We start from the raw sequence: 21019 nt of genomic DNA, 5'->3' as shown, positions 1-21019 counted from the left end.
ACATTTGTAAGGTATGTGACAAATATTTGCTTATTTTTTTCGTTATTCATATGAAACATATACTTTTAATGGTTTAATTATCCCTAAACTCAATTCATCAAAGCATTCTATGAGTGAAGTATAATGTATTTCATGTTGAAAGATCTCTTCTATAAATGGTGTTTTTCCTATTTCTTTAAAAAACCAATCTGCATGCTTTTGATAATCGTATCCGTCACTTGATCCAATGATTTGCAATTCTTTCTGATAAAAGTTAGCAATTAATGTTAGTTCTTCTATATTACCATCAGACAGTATACATATTTCACCATTAGTTTTAAGAGCTTTTTGCAAAGTATGGAACCCACTATTTGTAGCAGAACATTCAAAACCATAATTATATGTTTCTATTATTTTCTCTTCTGAATCATATATGTTTTTCGCACCAAACTTCTTTGCAAAATCTTTTCTATTTTTATTAGGCTCAACAACATCCACGTGCTCAACGCCTACATAGTATTTTAAGAAATAAAAAGCGAGTAAACCAATAACTCCCATTCCAGTTATAAGTACTTTTTCATCCTGTCGCAGGTTTAGTTTCAACACTCCTTTAGCAGCATCACACGAAAGAATAGATAATAAAGCAACTTTAGGTTGTATAGAACTAGGCACTCGAATTACTTTATAACCCTTAACTATCCCTATCGTTTCATGTCCATAAAAAGAAACTACTTTATCGCCTACGTTTACATGTGTTACTTTATTACCAACTTGAATCACTTCACCATAACTTTCATATCCAGTTTTTCTTGGATAAAAAGGATTCGTATCTGTAACATCGGATCCATTATACTGTGGTAACTCGGCCCCAATGCTTATCGCTCCTGCGATTGTTTTAACGATAATTTCATCGTCCTGTATGTCCTTAATTTCATTTGTTTCCCACTCAAGTTGTTTAGGCCCTTTTACAATTAACTTATATTGTTCCATTTATATCCTCTCTTTTTATAAAGATGTTATAAGTAATATTGTTATCCATCTAGATTTCGACTAAATTTATTTACCTAATAGATGATAAATTACCCTTGCCCAAGTTTATACCTTTAATGCTCCTGTACATTTCTGTTCAGCGTCTAATACTTTAAAATTACTATTCTGATAACATTTTAAGAAAAGTTGTTGCCGCCCAAATGAAATACGCAAGTTGTGTCACGATATACATCGTAATTTCAAAACCTGTAAGCTTTCTTTCCCTTTTTATTTTCTTTAAATATCTATAAAAACAAAATGAACATAAAATCAGTAAAACAATAGACATTTGATATAGATTTTCCACTAAAAGAACTGCCATTTATTTCATCACCTTTCCAATAAAGTGAAACTTTAATCAGTGGGGGTTTTGTTCATCCTTCACTGATTATCAGCCCTCACCAGTCGGGATTTAACGGGATAAAAAATATATAGTTCAAGCATATCATTTTAACGGAACAAATTACCACAATTTTCAAATTGAATAAACTTCCTAAGTAAAAGAAGTCACTTTTCGGAAATGTTTCAATACAATATTATGTAATTCAATACTCACTATATAATATTAGATTAGGTTTTCTTTTACTGTACATGCTTAGGAGGAAGTTTTACATGCAATTGATTCATAACATACAAAAAACGTTTAATAACCTATGTAACTACGATACGGTCAATTTAATACACGCTATTCAATCATTAAATATTTCACTTCATAAAATATCTCCTTTTATTACTTCACCAGTTAATCTTGAATACGGAAGGAACGTTATCTATCAGTCTGAATTTGTAGAGATTTTAGTATTAAAATTCCCCAGCAAAGCAAAGACTTTTGTGCACGATCACGGAATATCTGTAGGATGTATACTAATAGTCAATGGTACGCTACAAAATATAACGTACGAAAATAATAGCGAGCGGATTGAAGAGTTTACAGAGGGAAATATTTTCACAGTAAAAAAAGATACTGTGCATAAAATGTATAACGCTACAGATTCAACAGCAATAACATTTCACGTATATTCCCCACCATTAAAAGATGTACAAATATATGAGTAGCCTTTAAAAGGAGGAAATATGCAAAATTTGAAGGATTACTATATAAAGAGCTTACAAGATGGTCGTAACGTTTGGCTCTATGGACAAAAAGTAGATGTAACTACAGACAAACATTTTGCAGGTACATTAAGTACCATTTCTAATTTATTTACATTGTTTGATGACCCCATACGAAGAGATTCTATTGGATATGTGAGCCCAAAAACGAAAGAATTTGTTCATACTGCATTTTTAGTTCCGAATTCCTATAATAAATTATTAATGAGAAGAACTGCATTTGAAACGTGGAGTTATGCTACAGACGGTGTAATGAGTAGATTATCTGATTATGCAAGATCGAGACTTACTGGCTGGTACGTATCAAGATATTTTTATAAAAAATTCGATGCACAGTTTCCAGATAAAATTACATCTTATTATGAAAAAGCGAGAGATAATCACTTGTTCTTAAGTGTAGTTCAACGTGACCCACAAATAAATCGTTCTACAGAATCAATATTGAATGCAAAAAATTTAGGGTTACTAAGAGTTACGAAGGAAACTTCTGATGGAATTTATTTAAATGGTGCAAAAATGGTAGGTACTGCTTCTCCTTATTCAAATGATTTATTAATCTATCCATTAGCAAAACTGACTGATACTCAAAAAGATTTAGCTCACTTTCTCATTGTGGCAGCCAATTCCCCTGGATTACATATGGTTTGTAGAGAACCATTTGCGAATGCAAACTCAAGTACAGTTGATTCCCCTCTTAGCTCACAGTACGATGAAATGGATGCACTATTAATCTTTGATAATGTATTTGTACCATGGGAACGTGTCTTACTGTATAACAACCCTGAAGCATTATGGAAATTAAAGTCAGATATAGCTTCTAGTAGTTTAGCTTATCATCAAGCAATTGTACGATTAGTAGTAAAACTAGAATTTATAACTGCAATTGCTTGTGAAATTGCTGAAGCGATCGGTGCTACTACTTATTTGCATGTTCAAGAGAAGCTTGGGGAATTAATTATGCAAATCGAAACAATTCGCGCACTTTTAATTGCTGCTGAAGTTGAAGGTACTACAAATGAAACGAAAACTTATTTGCCGAATTTTAAATATATCGAAACTGCAAGGAATCTTGGTTCCAAATATTATCCCCGTGCAATAGAAATTTTACAATTAATTGGAGCAGGTGGGTTCATTCAACTTCCTTCGAGCTCAAATGACTTCCAGAGTCCTATAGCTGATTTATTGAAAAAGTACTTTAAAGGAACTAATATAGATGCCGAACAACGCACAAAATTATTTAAGTTAGCCTGGGATACCATCGGAAGCCCCTTAGGATCTAGACACGAATTGTATGAAAGATTTTATGCTGGAGATCCAATACGAAATACAGCTATGCAATATGTAAATTATGATAAAAATCACTTTAAAAAGATGATAAGTAAATATTTACATTGATGAAAAAGAGCACTCTTTGCTAAGAGTGCTCTTAAAAAATATATAATTATCCAATTACATATATAATTGCTCCGGCCACAACTGCTACTTTTCTCTGTAATGGTTTCATCTTATTCACTTTTATTTTTATAATTCAGCTTTATTACTTCTGGTATATACTTCCTATCATATTTTCTCGTATAGATTTCTCTATCAGGAGTAACTAATTGTAAAACAATCTCACCACAAACCCCATCTAGTATTTCAAATTCACCTTGTACATTTGAAATACTGCGTTCCTTACTTTCAATTGAATCTTCATATATTTTCACATTAAATATAGGTTCGTTATTTTGATCTACGATAATACCTCTTGAATACTTAGCAACTGCTATGCATTGATCCTCTTTTTTATACTATGTAATCACAACAATTGCACCTGCCACTATAGCGCTACATACAAACAAGAGAATGATTTTGCGCCTCACAACGAACCTCCTAATTCAAATTATTCTTTTCTAAACTGAAAATTAAACTGTCTTAATTGCTTGATTTCCTCAATTACTTTACGAATACCTTCTTCAATCTTATCTTCTTTTACATTCGAAACATTTAACTTTAACAGTTTTTCTTTAGGAAAATTCCTCATATAATTCTTATCAATAGTATCGACACTTATTTGAATGTCACCTAATTTTTGTATAAGTGTTTCTGTAACTGTGTTTTTCTGCATTTCTAAACAAGTGTGTATTCCAAATGTGTTTTGTCTATTATATGTAAATAATGATGGATTTTCATTTTGCACTTTTTCTAATGTTTCTGCTAGTTTTATTGATCTATTGTAGTAGGAAGAATTAATTTTACTTTTATGACGTTCAAACATACCGCTCTTTATATAAATTTCTAAAGCCGCTTGAGAAATCATTGGACTATCAATATCTAGTATCTTTTTGTATGTATAGAACGCATTTGCAATGGATGGTGGGATGACTGCAACTCCAACCCGTAAACCAGGAAAAATAATCTTCGAATAACTTTTCAAATATATGACATGACTACAATTATCCAAGCTATATAACGGATCTGCTTTTGAATCAGTTTCTAAATCTGCTAAATAATCATCTTCCACTATAAATACATTGTATTTCTTAGCCAATAGTGCGATTTTTTCTTTCTCATCTTTAGAATAAGAAGTTCCAAGCGGATGATGATATCTCGGTATCGTATAAAAGAATTTTATTTTTCCAGTTTGAAATATTTGCTCCAATTCATTCAAATCGATACCTTCATTCGTACGTTTAATACCGATTACAGGAACTTTATTTATTTCTAGATAATCAATATATAGATGATATGTTGGCTGTTCAATTAATACAGTTTCATTTCCATTCGGAAATGGTATAGAAGTTAATATAGCAAGCGCCTGCTGCACACCTGATGTTATAAAAATATTGTCTTCTTTCGTGAACACTTGATAATTTGCCAACTGTTTTTGAATGACTGGAATTAAAGATGGTAACCCTTTCGGTGTTCCGTATACGAACAAATCATTTTTATAAGTATCAATAGCCTTATTAATGCAATGCTGAAAATCTAAATATGGGAAAACATCTGGATCTGGTGCTGAAGAAGCGAAATCAATTATCTCGTTATTTTCTATGGTACTCCCAGATTTCTTAACAACGTAGTATCCACTTTGAGGGACAGAATATATAATGTGACGCTTTTCTAATTCATGAAGCGCACGTATAACTGTTGCCTTATTACATTCATATTGCGTAACGAGTGACCGTATAGACGGTAATTTCTTTCCTTCTTTTATACCTCCATTTTGAATCTTATTTTCAATGTCATTTAAAATATGTAAATACTTATACATATTACACCTCCTTCAGCAATTCTATATTTGATTCCATCGGTTTTCTATTCATATAGCATTCATTCCTCAATTAGTTAATTTTCCGATCATCTATATCGTAAATCCCAATAGCATATGAATCATTTTCAATCCATTTCTTTACTGCTTCTGTTTTAAGTACAACTTCAACTTCTTTTTCTATTTTCTGTCCAAGTTCTCTCGCCCCTACTTCATCATCGCTAATCTTAGTTTTTATATCAATGGTAACAGGTTGATTCTTTTTATAATTTATTTGCTGAATACCAAACCCTTCATATCCATTTTTTCTGAATACATCATCAAATATATGTCCAAAAACTTGATTCCATCTACTCTCTGCCTTTACAACTTCTCTATTTCTTTGAGTTATATTGATTTTATAAGACGTTACACCTTGTATCACCAATCTTTTATTAATATCATTTTTTATTTCGTTACTATCTTCGCTATCAGCAATCTCTAAATCTACTATCCTTTCTTTTTCATCTCTTATAGCAGCACTAAAAAAAGATTCCTCCTTTACCGCTGCTGTGGCAATATCCATCACTATAGAATCTTCACTTTTAGCATCTTCAATGTCATTCTCACAGGCACATAATAAAGCAAATGGAAATAAAAGTACAAGTAACTTCTTTCCCTTTCTCATGTAGCACCCCTCCAAACATTTTCATTTACGATAAACTTTTTACTTTGACATATAAATACCTTCTTTAATTATTAAATTTAACATTATTTCACATTTTCCCCACTTAACAAGGAAATTACAATTAATAAATAGAATATCTCCATGAATAAATAAAAAGTGAGGGATATATAATGCAACGTGTAAATACGATTGATATTAGTAATGTACTACAATTGGAAAAAACTCTTTCGACTTTATTAAATAAAATGATTTCTTCAAAACTAGACCTTGAAAATTGGTTAAAAGAGCAGTCAAAAGTAATTTGGGACATCGAAGAACAATTAAGATCACACTATATCGCCTTTCAATGTAATACCGATAATAAAGAAATAAAAGATACTTTTGAATATGATCAACAATTTGTAAGGCCTCTTTTGAAACGCTATCAAAATTCATTTGATAATAAATATTTAGAATCACCTTTTCGAATGGAACTTGACCCAAAAACGTATAGCTTACTTGATAAAAAAATAAAAAATGCACAGACATTATTCTGTGAAAAGAACATTGATTTAGAAGTAAACGAAGACAAACTGGTAACCGAGTACTTTGAAATTACAGGTGGTTTAACTGTGGTATGGGATGGTGAAGAAAAAACAATTACTGAACTACAGTCTTACTTACAAGATCCGAATCGTGATATACGAAGAAAGGCAAGAACGCTCATTTCTGAAAAATTCCTATCTGTCGAAGATAAATTACAAAATATCTTAAATGAATTAATCGTAATCCGTCACGAAAAGGCAAAAAATATTCAACTAGATAATTATCGTGATTATATGTTCAAAAAATACGAGCGTTTTGATTATACAGCGAAAGACTGCTATGAACTAGCTGAATCCATACGTAAGTATGTTGTGCCTCTTAAAAATAAAATATTGCTAGAGAAAAAAGAGAAACTGCAAGTGGATACGCTTCATCTATGGGATGTATCAGCTGTAACTCCAGATCAAAAAGTACTTAAACCAATTGCAAATGAAAATGATTTAATTAAAAAGAGCACTCATATCTTTAATAAACTAGATGTTGAATTTTCAGCACTTTTAAACCGAATGTCTAAACACAATTGTCTTGATTTAACAAGCCGCAAAGGAAAAGCAGCTGGTGGCTTTTGTGAGTACTTACCAGCTTCACAATTATCTTATATTTTTATGAACTTAAATTATAGACAAGATGATATTGTCACTTTTATACATGAAATGGGTCATAGTATTCATAACGAACTCATAAAACCATTAAAATTACGACAGTATATAGAAATTCCAGCTGAAACAGCTGAGCTAGCCAGTATGACAATGGAGTTATTCTCGCTTAATTATTGGGATACCTTCTATACAGACAAAAAAGATTTAAAACAAGCAAAAATTAACTTCTTTAAAGATGTTATTTCATATTTACCCGTTATGCTTATTGTCGATCAATTTCAACACTGGCTGTATGAAAATCCAATTCATACTTCTGAAGAAAGAAATGAAAAATACTTACAACTTCAAAAACATTATCAGTCTAGCGTCATACATATTGATGGTTACGAAAACTGGATAGCAACGAGTTGGTTACCTGTACTCCATATTTTTGAAGTACCATTTTATTATATTGAATATGCGATCGCCCAACTTGGCGCTTTACAAATGTATAAACAATATAAAGAGGAACCTAAACAAGCACTAGAAAATTATAAAAAGGCATTATCACTAGGAAGCTCGCAATCTATAAAAGAAGTGTATGATGCAGCCGGTATTCGTTTTGATTTTTCTGGTGAAACAATTAAAGAACTAATGCTATTTGTAGAAAAAGAATTAGAATTACTTGAGCAATTATAAGAAGAAAGCTGCACCTATATTTTTGGTGTAGCTTTCTTCTTTATTTTATTAATCAGCTCTATGTACTGAGTATCCCCATATCCGATTGTTGGAAAAAGATAAAACAACTTTATTAATAACTCACGAGTTGATAAATCTTTATTTTTAGAGATGAATTTCATTACTGCATTATCTTCTGTTAACATTTCTAAAAATAAGTCTATAGCCTGATACATTACAGGTGGTACTTTATGAGAGGTCTTTTTATGGTTTACTAATACTTCATTGTATATAGAAGAATAATTCCCCAATTCAAGTTCAATTTGATTTACTTTAAATTCATCCTCTCTAAAGCTATTTAAGTATACCTTCCCTTCATAAGCAGACTGTTCAAGGTGAGAAAGTATGGTAAGTAGGTTCATTTGGCAAAACATATCTTCACCAAACCATAGAACAATACATTTATACTTTTTCGTAAAAAGGTTTTCTAACGGATCTATAACCTTTTTTATATAACTTTCTACTGAACTGTTATGTCCTTTCGCTCTTGTTTTAATAAACTCTTCATTAAAAACTTGAGTAGTAGCCGAGTTCACACACATTGCCTCATTAAATGGGGCATAATCAGAATTACCCATTAGCTTTTCGTTTTTAAATTCTTCATACATAACTTGACCATTTAATATGTTAAGTACCTCTTTATCAAATAGCTCACTCTTCCTATCTCGTAACTGTTCAACCTCTATTTTTCTAGAAATATTCATTTTAAACGCCCCTTCTTTATTTAAATTTAGTTTAACAAATGATTGAATAGGCATTTTGTTAAGTTGGTATTCTCTTGGATTCATTCCAAAAACATTTTTGAAAGCTCTACTATAAGCCTCTTGGGAAGAGTAATCGTAATCCAACGCTACCTCAATTATCTTCCTACCATTCTTTAAATCTTCCGTAGATACATATAACCTTCTAAGAAGAATATAACGTCTAATACTGAAACCCGTTACTTGATGAAATTTAAAAGAGCAATAATAAGGAGAATACCCCATGTAACGAGATAATTCATCTAAAGAAAATCTCCTTTTTAAATTGCTCTCAATCCAATTAATCATCTGCTGTATATGTTCATTCATTTCCTTCACTCCTTATTTAAAAGTATAGGAGAAGTGCGTTTCTTTCTTTTGATATTTCTTGTGTTTTATAACATGAGCCTTTCTCTAAAGTCTTTATAATCTATATATAAGTATTAATTTTTATTTTTTCATCTATCTTATTTTGTCATACCTTCTATTCATTTTTCAATTTAGCGTTAATGAGTATGTTGGCAACACCTTACTAATTATTAAAGGTCAATTTACATCATATTTCATTTTAAAGGATTTCAAAAATTAAACACGAATTTTATAAAATAAAATTCTTTTAATTCCCAAGTTAAAAAATTAAGGTTTGGAAAGGACGTTTCAATGAACAAGCTAGAAAAAGAAATACTTCAATTCATAAATGAACAGTATCCGTTGAATTTTATTAACATTAAGCCAATAACAAATGAGATGTATGAATGTCTTACAGAACAAGGTACATACTTCAGTAGAATTACAAACTACAAAACATATGAAGAACAGATAGAAGAAGTTATATATACGAATTTTTTATATCAAAATGGTTTAGGTGTTCCACCAATAATCCCTTCATTACAAGGGAATTTTGTAGAAAAATTCACATTAGACAAGGAGATTTTTGCTGTATTATATAAAGCTGCTCCTGGTATACATTTACCAAGGTCTGAATGGAATTCTAATATATTTAAAAAACTTGGTAAACAAATTGGAAAATTACATCGTATATCTAAAAGCTTTGAAAAGATTAAACCAGTAAAACATATAAACGATTGGTATGAAAATGAAGAATATAATTTTCTTAAATATATCCCTAAAGAAGAAAATACAATAAGAGAAATTGCATCTGACGTTTTAACTTCCATAAAAGAGCTACCAAAATCCTCTTCAAATTACGGCTTAATTCACGGAGATTTATGGTTAGAAAACATTTTAGTCGAAAATAATTCAAACTTAACAATGATAGATTTTCAAGACTGCGAAAAACATTTTTACATATTCGATTTAGCCGTTCCTATTTATAGTGCGATAGAATATTCATTTGCTGGAAATGGGAATATCGTTGACTATGAGTATTCAATTACAAAAGCACTATTTGAAGGCTACCAAGAGGAAAATGAGCTACCAAAAGAGATGAAAGACAAGTTTCCGTTATTTATTAAATTAAAGGAGATTTTTGAATATAGCTTAATGCATATGTATTGGGATAAAGAAGAATTAACGGAGGAACAAGTACGGATTATGAACCTTTATAGGATGAAGATCGAAAATAAGAATACCTATATCAATATTTAAGAATGCTGTTGTTTAACTGCAAGGAAACTTTGGTTAAACAGCAGCATTTATTAATTAGCTGACAACCTTTTTTATGACTTATAAATACTGATTCAATAATCTTCTCAAATACACTTCATTTTGCGGTGATACTTTTTCAGAAAATCTAGCTGCAATAATAATAGGAGCCCATTGAAAAACTTCATCTCTTGATATGCCGGTACGACTGCAATATATATGTAAATACATCTCAGCTAATTCTACCGAAGATTGTGAGTACAACAAGTATGTTCGAAATACATCTGCGCGAATATCACCTGAACTAGCATCTACCCAATCTATAACTTTCACTTTCTCTTCCTTACTCAAAATCAAATTAAATGGATGAAAATCTCCATGACATAGCCTAAAATCAAATGTAATAAAATCTAATTTTTGTAATATATCCTTCTTTTTGCGTTCATCCAATTTATGCACAGATTTAATTTGACGCTCTAACCTTTCCCTCATTAACTCCATTTCATCTGTATTCACATGTATAGCATGGATCTTTTTTTGCTCATTAACACAAAGGCTGATATAACGCTCTGCCTCATTTAAATTATTAAGCAGAAGATCACCAATGTTGTCCCCTTTTACATGTTCCATAATAATTGCCTGGCTATTTTGTATCTTTTTCACTTCAAATACGTTTGGAACTGGCAACCCACATGAATACGCATATTTTTGTTTTTTTGCTTCATTCATAGACTCTGTATCTGGGAGGTAATCTTTCAATAATTTTACAACCTTATCATCAGTTAAATAAATTTCTGCTGTATTCCCTTTTGCAATTAGATTACCTAAAACCACTTTATTTCCCCCCTTAACATAAATTAGAATAACACCTTATATTTCTCTTTAAATTCACTATAATCCTAGCTAAAACCTTCTTCACGAATATACAAAAAACTTACCGCTTTCCATCCTTAAATAGAAAGCGGTAAGCTTAATTGTTTAGGAATATCCGAATGAAACTCTGATGTATGCACAATTGAAAATGTATATCCTTGCTCAATAAATGATACTTCATTACGTTTACATTCAAATGGTACACTATTTTTCTTAAAGTTATTATGGATTCGCTGTAAAAATGCGACGTCTGGTGTTCCTAAAGAAACGTGTACTTTCGGTGATAGAGCTTTCATTGCAATTGGAATCCAAGGTCGCTGCCACCAAGTCGCGACGATATATGCAGTGCCACCTATAACAAAGTTAAAAATATCCCCATCTTCCATCGTTTTCATATTTAGATTTGATTTTAACCATTCCGTAAAAACAGGTACACTTTTAACAGGAAGACCAATTTCCCTTACGTATAAAATGTTTAAAGGTGAGTGTGGTACTAATACATCCTCTTTAACATAACTATGTGCGATAATTTCGAGTAGATTTCCATCTCCGTCTTTAAAGTATAAATTGAATAGACCATTCTCTTCACCAATTACATTTCCATTTTGCCATTTTACAATGAGTAATCCAGAGTCCTTTAACCATTTTGCTGTTTCATGGAATTTTGAATATGGGATTTCAAAAGCAAAATGTGCAGGTGCGATTGGTTCATACACTTCTTGAAAACTAATTGTTGTATAAGGTGTTACTTCAAATTGAATGAAGGATGCTGTTTCTTTTTTTATTGGAAAAGATAATATGTCCTTATAAACTTGTTTTACCCCTTCTATGGAAACCGTTTGTAGTTTTATATCTGATATATGTGTAATCACTTTACATTCCCCCTCATTTCTTATTATCTATTTGTATTGTATTACACTTATAAATAGATAAAATCAAACGGAAGGATGGATTTTTCATATAGAAACTACAACTTTAGTATGAATATGTTAGCTTCTTTTATTGCTAGTACACTAACGTTTCAAAACAAATATCCTCCATATTTCGGTTTTTAATTAACACTTTACTTATTTCTATTTTTTCAAATTTCCCCTGCATTGTTTCCATATAAAAAAGCTGCCTTTCCTTAAATGAAAAGCAACTTTTACGATAAAATACATTAAGGTTTTACAGCAATAATCATAAATCTTTTTGAATTAGTACGAATCCCTTTTTCAGAACTATACGTATCAATGAACTTTTGTAAAATAGTAAAATCCTCTTCCTGTTCTCCAAATCTAGGAATAATAGGAGTATGTTTTAATAAGAAAATGAGATCTTCAGACCTACTGTAATAATCAGTAACATCATATTCACGTACTTGCACGAGATCAAATCCTGCACTAATAAGTTCATTCATATACTTTTCTTTTAAAGTACCATCCCGTTCACCTAAGCATTGTCCTCTACCAAATGCTTCTTTCAGGTTTAATTTATCATTCTCACTTACTTGTTGTGTTAAGAAAAAGGCACCCTTTTTCATTACTTTTGCTAACTCAGATGCCAGAAACGGGGCATGACAACTTGAAGTAATATCAAAATGTGCATGTGGAAATGTTAAAGCTTCAGAACCCATTTGAAGAAACTCAACATTTTGTACACCTGATTTTTTCAAGTTAGAATGTGCCGTCTCAATCATGCCGTTAGAATTATCAATTCCAATCAACAATTTAGCTGATGATGCTATGTTAAGTACATTTTCTCCTCCGCCTGTACCAACATCAAGTAAAATATGTGATGGTTTACACCTTTCTTTTACCTCACTATAAAAGTCCCATGTATCTCCTACAGTTTCACATTTTATTTTGCTAAAATCCCATCCATTTAATCTTCCTACTTTATCATAGAAGCTTTTATACTCTAATTCGTTCATCTTATTACTTCCCCTTTGTAAAAATAAATTAAATATGTATAATAACCTACGACACTCCTTAATTATATATTATAAAATACAAATTATTAAAACAATATTTCCCTTCACACTACAATAAGTTTACATAACATTTTTATGGTTTATCTTTATCTATATATTTTAAATGCCCTCTTCCCCAACTACACATACTATCCAAAACAGTACTGACTGTTTTTCCATGTTGAGTTAAGCTATATTCTACTTTAGGTGGTATTTCTTGATAAATTTCGCGTTTTATTAGTTGATCTTGCTCTAATTCACGTAATTGCTTTGCTAACGTCCCTTGAGATATATCTGGTATTAATCGCTTTAATTCACCAAAACGCTTCGTTCCATCTGTTAGCAAAATAAACAAAATGAGCGGCTTCCATTTCCCACCGATTATTTGTAATGTTGCTATTACTCCTTTTAACTTCGGTTCTTGTAAATCCATTTTTCTCACCTCTCCTCAGATATCATAAAGTGAAACTTTAATCAGTGGGGGTTTTGTCCATCCCACACTGATTATTAGTTGAACCAATCGGGCTTTTACGGGCAGTTGACCTCTTACCTAACTTCCTTACATTTTCCTAACTTTGAGGTGAGAGTTTTACTGCCCGTTAATGCGGGATAAACCATATTTAGCGATTTTTCCAATTACTTATCCGCATGTATAGCGATTAGTACAAAATTTACGACTATGTACATATAAAGTGCGTACTTTTCACTTGCTCCCTTTTAGCGAATAATAAAAGCATAGCACAGTTATATTCTAAATTTTTTATTAAAGGAGTGGCTAAAATATGTCTATTACTACATTAGAAAATAGTCGTATTGTTATCATTGGCGGGAGTTCTGGTATTGGATTAGCAACAGCAACACAAGCAATTAAACAAGGCGCACATGTTATTATTGCCGGACGCTCGGAAGAAAAATTAAAAGTTGCTCGAGAAGTAATAAATAACAATCATCTTCAAACTTATATATTGGATAATCAAAATAAAGAGCAATTACAAAATTTTTTCAAGATAGTTGGGAACTTTGATCATTTATTCACACCGGGAGCCTCTTACACACTTGGACCGATTACCTCTACAGAGGAAATTGCTGAAAGTAGCTTCATCGGAAAGTTTTGGCCTCAATATTATGCCGTAAAATATGCAATTCCTTTTCTTTCAAACTCTGGATCGATTGTGTTAATGTCTGGTGCATTTAGTCAAAGACCACTTAAAGGGGCACCTGCTTATGGAGCTTGCAATGGTGCTATTGAAAGTTTAGGGAAAGCTTTAGCTGTAGAATTAGCTCCTATTAGAGTTAATGTTGTTTCTCCTGGAACAATACAAAGAGAGAATGAACAAAACGAAAATAGACTAGCTGCTTATGAATCTTATAAATCTCTTTCTCTTGTAAAAAGGCCTGGCCATAATAATGAAATTGCACATACTGTTCTATATTTAATGCAAAATAGTTTTACTACGGGTAATGTATTGTTTCCTGATGGAGGGTACACATATCATTAAATTATTTAAGACAAAAGCCCCTTATTACGGTGGCTTTTGTTGCTCATTTAAACATTGCTGAAATTTCCAAATAGATGATTACATTACTTTAGTACCAACTGGTTGGTTTTTAGATGATTCATTACAATCCGCTCATTTTGTACATTTGCAAATAAAATTGTGCTAGTAGTTGACGAATCGAATCTCGAAGTAATTTGTCTTGATATTTATGGATAAGTTTCCAAAGAAAAAAGGCATATAATTAATGCCTTTTTTCTTTATCATTATTTAACTGGATAACAAACTTCTGTAACCCACTTATTAGGATCCGATTCCATCGCTGGGCTCACATGATAAATATTAAACATCGGGCCTGCTAATTTGTAACCTTCTGTCTCAATCCATTTTGCCGCAGCCTCATTTACAGCTGTCATCTGTTCATAACTTCCATTAACTATTATAGAAGCTACATTGGTTGATTTCATATTTTTAAATGTAACGTCTTTTGTATTTTCGTGCTTACCTAGAATACTTAGCTGTATTTCTATATCTACATCATTTTCTTTGTATTCACGATCATGGAAAACCGCAATACTATAACTCGGATGGGCAATACTAATATTTTTCATTTGAATTTCTTGCATTAATACACTCCATAAATCACCTTCGCAATTATACGATGGAATAATCTTTCTAACACTAGCTACAGTTCTTTCTGGAATTTCTTTTATTGAAACATGATAATTCATCTCAACAACATCCTCTCTCATCGTTTTCATTGAGTCTTCGAGGAGACGTAATTGTTTTTGGAGGTTATTCATGTCTTCTTTAATTTGAGCACTACGATTTAAAAATCGCTCTTTTATGCTATCTATATTATCGCATTCTATTATTTCTTTGATGGTAGCAATATTAAACCCCATAGCTTTTAATGTTTGAATTTGATTTACCTTTTTTAATTGGTCAGCTGAATAAAATCGATATCCACTCTGCTCATCGACTTTTACTGGTTGTAATAATTCCACTTTATCGTAGTGTCTCAACATACGTATACTAATGGAAGATAGTTTCGAAAAATCCCCTATTTTAAACATGATTTCCTCCTATAAGTTACATCTACTTTGAAGCTCAACTTCATCATAAACAATGACATTATGTGAGGGTCAACTATTTTTAACGATTTAAATAACAATTTAACATGTTATATTTATATAATTAAAAACCTATATTCCTGTTTTTATGACTACTGCAATTGACAAATCCATCACTAGTTATTTTTCTCAAGACATTCATAAACCGCCATCATATCTCGTTTATCCAACTCACGTATGCGATTGAAAATGGGTATTTGTCCAACAGCTTCTGTTAATAAGCTTTCATTCACAACATCACTTACTTTTCCAGTTAACCACGTTTGTACATCCACGCCCTCGACAACTTCTTTTAACCCTTCGTCATTAATACCACTTGCATTACAAGTTACACATGGAATTGTTAGTTTAAAGACACCATCATGTAGATTATCTTCGGTTATCACTTTCTTACCTTTACAAAATGGACATGGATTACTTTTTTTAATTTTATTAATTTGGGTAACTAATTTTTTGTATCCAAACGCTTCGTATACATACGTAAGTTTTTTATATTTACCATTTGTGAAATACTTATCTATAATGGTTTCTCTCGTTTCATAAACATTAGGGAAATCACAAACAGTTACCTGATTATTAACACTAATGGATTCGATATTTCCTTTTATTTCGCTCCAGAATGGTAAGACATTTTGTAACACCATTTCATAGTTTGAAAAGCTTGCTTGTTCTAATTCAAACATTTTCAATGCAACTTGTGCTTTTCTTGGCAATAAAGAAACATCTTCCGTCAATACCATATCGCCACCAACAATAGACTTCAATTTAACAAGTGCCGGTAAATCACCAACTATTTTCAATACTTTATTAATAGGCTGATTGATTATTTCACGAATATCTACGTTACCAAATTTAAGTGGTTTATGATGATTTAAAACCGTCCCCTCACAAATTGGACATTTCATCATTTTTTTTGAACTCTTAATTTCTTCTTTAATAGGTGCTTTTGAAATAACAATATATCCACCAATAATTGTATTAAACCCTACCCATGTTCTGCGTGTCTTTCCTTTTTTATCATAAAATGATTTTTCAAAATATCCGTACCAAAACGTATGCTTTTCTTCTTCTGACATATCATTATAGCTCTTTGACAAATCGTGACCAAGCTCATTTTTTATTTCTTCGAATAGAAATTCTATTTTTTCATGCTGATAAAATTTTAATACCTTCATGATTTCTGGATCGAATAGCCCATCCCAAAATGGAACACTTTTATCTTGAATGGCAATATCTTTATCAAAAACTTCAATTTGAAGACGTCCAGAACAAGATGGACAATGATTGTCCTGTGAATAGAAATCAAAACTTCTCGTATCTTTATTAATTGGATGAGCAGCTACAATATGATTAATTAATCCACCAATCTCATATAAGAAACTATATTGACTATATAAATGTCTTTCAAGATCAATAGCAATAACAGGTGCGATTGTATTAGATTCATATTCACCATAAATTAACCTAGCCATTGATGATAAACTTTTTAAAATACCGCCCTTATAAATATTTTCGGCATTTTTAAAATAGTTAATATGATTTTCTTCTAAATAGTGAACCCCTTTTTTCTGCCTAAGCATTGAAGAGATGTGTATTTTCTCTGTGCTATTCACATTACTTTTTTGACGATAGTAATCCTCATGATTGACAACATCCAAATGCTCTATAGATTCATTCTGCCTTTTTCCAAAATCAACTATATAATCAGAGCTTTCTAACATGTAACGATTATGCTCAATCATAATGATCGAAACTGATTCATCTTGCAGAATACCTCTAATACTATCGATAAATTGATTTAAAATATTTTGTGATAAACCTTTTGAAGGCTCATCAAAAATAAATAATGTATGTGGATTTCTAGTGTTTGCAAATAATTCCGAAACTAAATGAACACATTGAAACTCACCTGTCGATAATGTTTGTGTTTTTCTCTCTAATGTTAAATAGCCAAGCCCTAATTTAATTAGTAGGCTCAAACGTTTATAAGCGATATCTTCATTTGGAAGTTCATCAATAATATCCTCAATCGAGCGCTCAAAAATATCATCAATGTCTTCACTATACTTTGTCAGTTTCTTTTTAATATCTAGGAAAGTTGCTACAGTTGATCGACTTGTAATTGATTGATTTCGGTCTTGTCCTACCATAACTAATTTATCTTTTGGATATCGTTTCAAAAAATCTGTAGCTAGACATTCGTTGACAAGTGTAGATTTCCCACATCCTGATTCTCCTGTAACTGTTACAAGCCTGTTTTTAGGAATTTGAAACTCAGCCATTTGGATATTACGGCAATATAAATCATAGAATGTATAATATTCTGTTGGTATTTCTTTATTTCGATCCCACAGTATTGACTTTGGTCTTGGTGATTCTTCCACAATTTTCCCGCCATATTTTCCGCTACCAGGTCCAAAGAACAATTGCTCATCAGTTGTATCTAGTACTGTATCTGAATGATCAATAAGCCAAATTTGATTTTTACACCCTAATCGTTTAATCTCTTCTAAAATTTGTAATAAAGTTTCATGATCAAGTCCAACTGAAATCTCATCAATAATAATTACAGCATTTTCACTTACTGCCATGAATTCGGCCAAATAAAGTCGTGTTAACTCTCCACCTGATAACGTACCCATAATTCGATTTAATGTTAAATAACCAATGTTCATATTAATAATATTTTGCAGTATATGCTGTTTTTCTTCACTAATATTTAACTCTTTTGCTAGTGAAAGAATAGATTCAATACTTAAATCATTAATATTTGAGATTGAATGTGGCTTGTCCAACAAATCAATTTCATGTTGTTCAATTTCTTCACTATAACGTTTTCCCTTACATTTTTTACACTCAACATTTTTTGTAGTACCACGGCCTTTACAACCAGTACACCAGCCTAATTGATTATTAAATGAAAAGACCTCTGGAGAAAGATTAAATACTTCAGCAAGTTTTTCCCGAACCTCTGTAAAAACACCAGTATGAGTACCAATCGTTGAACGCGGATTAGACGAAATCGATGATTTTCCTAGAAAAAGTACTAACGGCATTTCTTCCATCTTAATAGCACTAAAATTTGTTTCCATAATGTTAGGAAATAAATATTGATATTCAGCCTTTGGTAATAAAGAAACTAATCGTTTTTTTGACTCTTCACCAATTGTTTGGCAAAAAGTTGTTTTACCCGATCCAGATAACCCAGCAATTCCAAACGATTTATTAAACGGTATAGTTGCATCTAATTTATTTATGTTATTAGCAATTAATTGATTTACTTTCATATTAACCTCTATTCTTATTTATTCACAAAAGCATTTTTACAATATAATAATTACATAATGAATATTACCTATCATGCAATTATCCTCTCACTTCATGAATCTTATATCCTTGTATATTTCAAACCATTGTTGCCATTCATCTTTAGAAAATTCTTTCTCTTCTCCTTTTAAAACGTAAGAAAAAAGATTTAAACAAATATGCCAACCAGCTATATCTCTCGGTGTATGATCTGTTAATTCATGAATGTACTCTTTAAGAAGTAAAAGAGTACCATTCTCCTCTTTATGTATTTCAAATCGGACACGGTCTTTATCCCAAGTAAATTCAAGTACTGAGTTTAGTTGACACTCTAAAATATCAATGTTTATGAATGAACCGTCCATCATGTCGAACTTTATTATTCCACCAGTTTTAAGGCTTTCAATCTGTAAATTGGACATCCATTTTTTCAGCTTACTGTTTTCTGTTAATACAGACCAAACTTCCTCTACCGTATATGGAAATTCGCGTTCAAATTTTACAATATATCCATCAGTTAGTTTCCCAATTTCAGCTATCATTTTGATTGCCTCCTTATATAGAATGTATGTTCTCACTTCATTTTACACGAATATAAATATAAAATAAATATTTATAACAACGAAGTGTTAATTTAAAGTGAATGGTGCTGAGAAAAACTTAAATATTTTCTAAATCGAGTTAAATAATATTGAAAATTAAATATAGATTTACGTACAAATAAAAAAAGCCGCATTTGCGACTTATGAAATAATAGGATTAACTCCTGTTTTTGTGGAATGATTAATGATTAACGCTTAATCGCATCGACAATTAGCGATGGAAAACCAAGTTTATCGCCTTTATTTCTAGAATCATACCTTTTCGAACGGAAAATAACACCGTCGTTTGCATCCCATTCGTTGTAATAAAACCGACCATTTTCATCACAATATTCAAGTAAAACTACCTCGAATCCAGCAGTTTCAAACATTTTCGTTAATGTTATATAATTATGAACGATTTTATGACTTGCTGCTGGATGATCTTTCGGACCGGGGCCCCCTATTTGAACTATATTTTGATATACCTCATCCTGAAAGAATGCATCAGGGACTCCGCACCGAATATGACCAGATGGTTTTAAAAATTCATAACAAATTTCAGCTGCTCTTACACCTTCTTCAAAAGTAAGGTGTTCCCATACATGCTCAGCTAAAATAGCTGAAATAGAGTTGTATTCAAATCTTTCTTCCCACGTAGCTTTATCTAGTAAGTTAAGTTCATCTTCTTGCGTTTGAATCCAACCTGGATTATTATTAAACACTCCAGCTCCGACAACTACTTTAATTTCGTCTTGTTTTATTGCCACCATGTTCACCTCTTAAATATTTTAATTCATTAATATATTCTATGTTTACTATTATCCTTCCTCCTTTAACAAATTTAGTACCATGAGTCCAGTACAATACCGAACTCATGTCCTAAAAACTCTCTAACGTAACGATCTGTCTAACTCTATAAAATTAGTTCATAATATACGATTTTTCTTACAGAAATATAGCACACCAAACATTAGCATAATACCAATTACGTAAAAAATTGTTGTTCCGCTCCCACCAGTATTAGGAATTACCCAATTATTCTTCGCATTTTTCACTGTTATTTTTTGTGTCTTTACTGCTTCTGTAATTTCTATTTCTATTGGATCCCTAAGTAACATATATCCGTTTGGCGCTTTTATTTCTTTTATCGTATATTTTCCAAGTACTAATTGACTGGAAATCACCTTTCCTTTTTCATCCGTTGTTAATCTAGCCACTTCTTTACCCTCTTTATCTAAGACTTGAAATATAGCGCCTTGTAGTTTTAAATTGATATCCTTATCATCAACTTTCTCAATTTCAAATTGTCCAGTCGGATCTGGTAATTTCTTATTTCCTATTTTAATTTCTACTACTGCATCTTTTTCTACTTTTACAGTTATTTTTTCTTTT

The 21019-nt window shown here is 31.3% G+C and carries 19 protein-coding genes and 1 pseudogene; 5 read left to right on the top strand and 15 right to left on the bottom strand.

Features of this window, described 5'->3' with window-relative positions:
- Positions 1-42 precede the first annotated feature (42 nt).
- Positions 43-969, bottom strand: a complete 927-nt coding sequence (locus tag AC1Q51_RS04245; protein WP_305926169.1) for a zinc-dependent alcohol dehydrogenase — start codon at positions 967-969, stop codon at positions 43-45.
- Between the two features lie 160 nt (positions 970-1129).
- Positions 1130-1330, bottom strand: coding sequence for a hypothetical protein (locus AC1Q51_RS04240; protein ID WP_000279697.1), 201 nt, complete (start codon positions 1328-1330; stop codon positions 1130-1132).
- Positions 1331-1620: 290 nt separating this feature from the next.
- Here AC1Q51_RS04240 and AC1Q51_RS04235 point away from each other — a divergent pair, with 290 nt between their 5' ends.
- Together AC1Q51_RS04235 and AC1Q51_RS04230 are read left to right on the top strand one after the other, a co-directional pair.
- The gene (locus AC1Q51_RS04235) at positions 1621-2064 is read left to right on the top strand and encodes a cysteine dioxygenase (RefSeq protein WP_001176002.1); all 444 of its coding nucleotides are present in this window, start codon (positions 1621-1623) and stop codon (positions 2062-2064) included.
- An 18-nt stretch (positions 2065-2082) separates the two neighbouring features.
- Entirely contained in the window at positions 2083-3516 is a 1434-nt protein-coding gene (locus AC1Q51_RS04230) for a 4-hydroxyphenylacetate 3-hydroxylase family protein (RefSeq protein ID WP_097924129.1), read from the top strand.
- Between the two features lie 110 nt (positions 3517-3626).
- On the opposite strand, the gene AC1Q51_RS04225 is transcribed toward AC1Q51_RS04230, so the two are convergent.
- From AC1Q51_RS04225 to AC1Q51_RS04215, 3 genes are all read right to left on the bottom strand, one after another.
- Positions 3627-3890 carry a carboxypeptidase regulatory-like domain-containing protein gene (locus tag AC1Q51_RS04225; RefSeq protein WP_225988574.1) on the bottom strand — a complete coding sequence of 88 codons (264 nt, stop codon included), beginning with the start codon at positions 3888-3890 and terminating at the stop codon, positions 3627-3629.
- Between the two features lie 113 nt (positions 3891-4003).
- Positions 4004-5374 carry an aminotransferase-like domain-containing protein gene (locus AC1Q51_RS04220; RefSeq protein WP_061660657.1) on the bottom strand — a complete coding sequence of 457 codons (1371 nt, stop codon included), beginning with the start codon at positions 5372-5374 and terminating at the stop codon, positions 4004-4006.
- A gap of 70 nt (positions 5375-5444) precedes the next feature.
- Positions 5445-6038, bottom strand: a complete 594-nt coding sequence (locus AC1Q51_RS04215) for a DUF4030 domain-containing protein (RefSeq protein ID WP_001225391.1) — start codon at positions 6036-6038, stop codon at positions 5445-5447.
- Between the two features lie 170 nt (positions 6039-6208).
- On the opposite strand from AC1Q51_RS04215, the gene AC1Q51_RS04210 reads away from it, so the two are divergent.
- On the top strand, positions 6209-7900 hold the full coding sequence (locus AC1Q51_RS04210) for a M3 family oligoendopeptidase (RefSeq protein ID WP_492331393.1): 1692 nt from the start codon (positions 6209-6211) through the stop codon (positions 7898-7900).
- A 14-nt stretch (positions 7901-7914) separates the two neighbouring features.
- Here AC1Q51_RS04210 and AC1Q51_RS04205 read toward each other — a convergent pair whose 3' ends face one another.
- A complete protein-coding gene (locus AC1Q51_RS04205; RefSeq protein WP_048564648.1) occupies positions 7915-9009 on the bottom strand; it encodes a helix-turn-helix domain-containing protein in 1095 nt (364 codons plus the stop codon).
- A 330-nt stretch (positions 9010-9339) separates the two neighbouring features.
- On the opposite strand from AC1Q51_RS04205, the gene AC1Q51_RS04200 reads away from it, so the two are divergent.
- Positions 9340-10287, top strand: coding sequence for a phosphotransferase enzyme family protein (locus AC1Q51_RS04200; RefSeq protein WP_090976675.1), 948 nt, complete (start codon positions 9340-9342; stop codon positions 10285-10287).
- Between the two features lie 78 nt (positions 10288-10365).
- Here the strand turns inward: AC1Q51_RS04200 and AC1Q51_RS04195 are convergent, their stop codons facing one another.
- The 4 genes from AC1Q51_RS04195 to AC1Q51_RS04180 all read right to left on the bottom strand — a co-directional run bounded on the left by AC1Q51_RS04195 (position 10366) and on the right by AC1Q51_RS04180 (position 13541).
- Positions 10366-11118, bottom strand: coding sequence for an aminoglycoside phosphotransferase family protein (locus tag AC1Q51_RS04195; RefSeq protein ID WP_090976674.1), 753 nt, complete (start codon positions 11116-11118; stop codon positions 10366-10368).
- Between the two features lie 116 nt (positions 11119-11234).
- Positions 11235-12029, bottom strand: coding sequence for a VOC family protein (locus AC1Q51_RS04190; RefSeq protein WP_090976671.1), 795 nt, complete (start codon positions 12027-12029; stop codon positions 11235-11237).
- 287 nt (positions 12030-12316) lie between these two features.
- A complete protein-coding gene (locus AC1Q51_RS04185) occupies positions 12317-13069 on the bottom strand; it encodes a class I SAM-dependent methyltransferase (protein ID WP_090976669.1) in 753 nt (250 codons plus the stop codon).
- A 133-nt stretch (positions 13070-13202) separates the two neighbouring features.
- Positions 13203-13541 (bottom strand): winged helix-turn-helix transcriptional regulator, encoded by a 339-nt coding sequence (locus tag AC1Q51_RS04180; protein ID WP_029442367.1) that lies wholly within the window; start codon positions 13539-13541, stop codon positions 13203-13205.
- Positions 13542-13890: 349 nt separating this feature from the next.
- Between AC1Q51_RS04180 and AC1Q51_RS04175 the strand changes: the two genes are divergently transcribed.
- A complete protein-coding gene (locus AC1Q51_RS04175) occupies positions 13891-14607 on the top strand; it encodes an SDR family oxidoreductase (RefSeq protein ID WP_090976667.1) in 717 nt (238 codons plus the stop codon).
- A 263-nt stretch (positions 14608-14870) separates the two neighbouring features.
- Here AC1Q51_RS04175 and AC1Q51_RS04170 read toward each other — a convergent pair whose 3' ends face one another.
- The 5 genes and pseudogenes from AC1Q51_RS04170 to AC1Q51_RS04150 form a co-directional block, all read right to left on the bottom strand.
- Positions 14871-15680 carry a MerR family transcriptional regulator gene (locus tag AC1Q51_RS04170; RefSeq protein WP_090976665.1) on the bottom strand — a complete coding sequence of 270 codons (810 nt, stop codon included), beginning with the start codon at positions 15678-15680 and terminating at the stop codon, positions 14871-14873.
- 173 nt (positions 15681-15853) lie between these two features.
- Positions 15854-19024, bottom strand: coding sequence for an ATP-binding cassette domain-containing protein (locus AC1Q51_RS04165; protein WP_098235249.1), 3171 nt, complete (start codon positions 19022-19024; stop codon positions 15854-15856).
- A gap of 79 nt (positions 19025-19103) precedes the next feature.
- Positions 19104-19585: pseudogene (locus AC1Q51_RS04160) on the bottom strand (SRPBCC family protein).
- A 248-nt stretch (positions 19586-19833) separates the two neighbouring features.
- Complete coding sequence (locus AC1Q51_RS04155; protein WP_025118314.1) at positions 19834-20394, bottom strand: class I SAM-dependent methyltransferase; 561 nt, start codon at positions 20392-20394, stop codon at positions 19834-19836.
- 159 nt (positions 20395-20553) lie between these two features.
- Positions 20554-21019 (bottom strand): SpaA isopeptide-forming pilin-related protein (locus AC1Q51_RS04150; protein WP_492331392.1); only part of this gene is annotated, 466 nt, incomplete at its 5' end.

The sequence above is a fragment of the Bacillus sp. MT94 genome, assembly GCF_058792475.1.
Note: the sequence above shows the minus strand (reverse complement) of the source record. Positions and strands in the feature narration are given on the sequence as shown.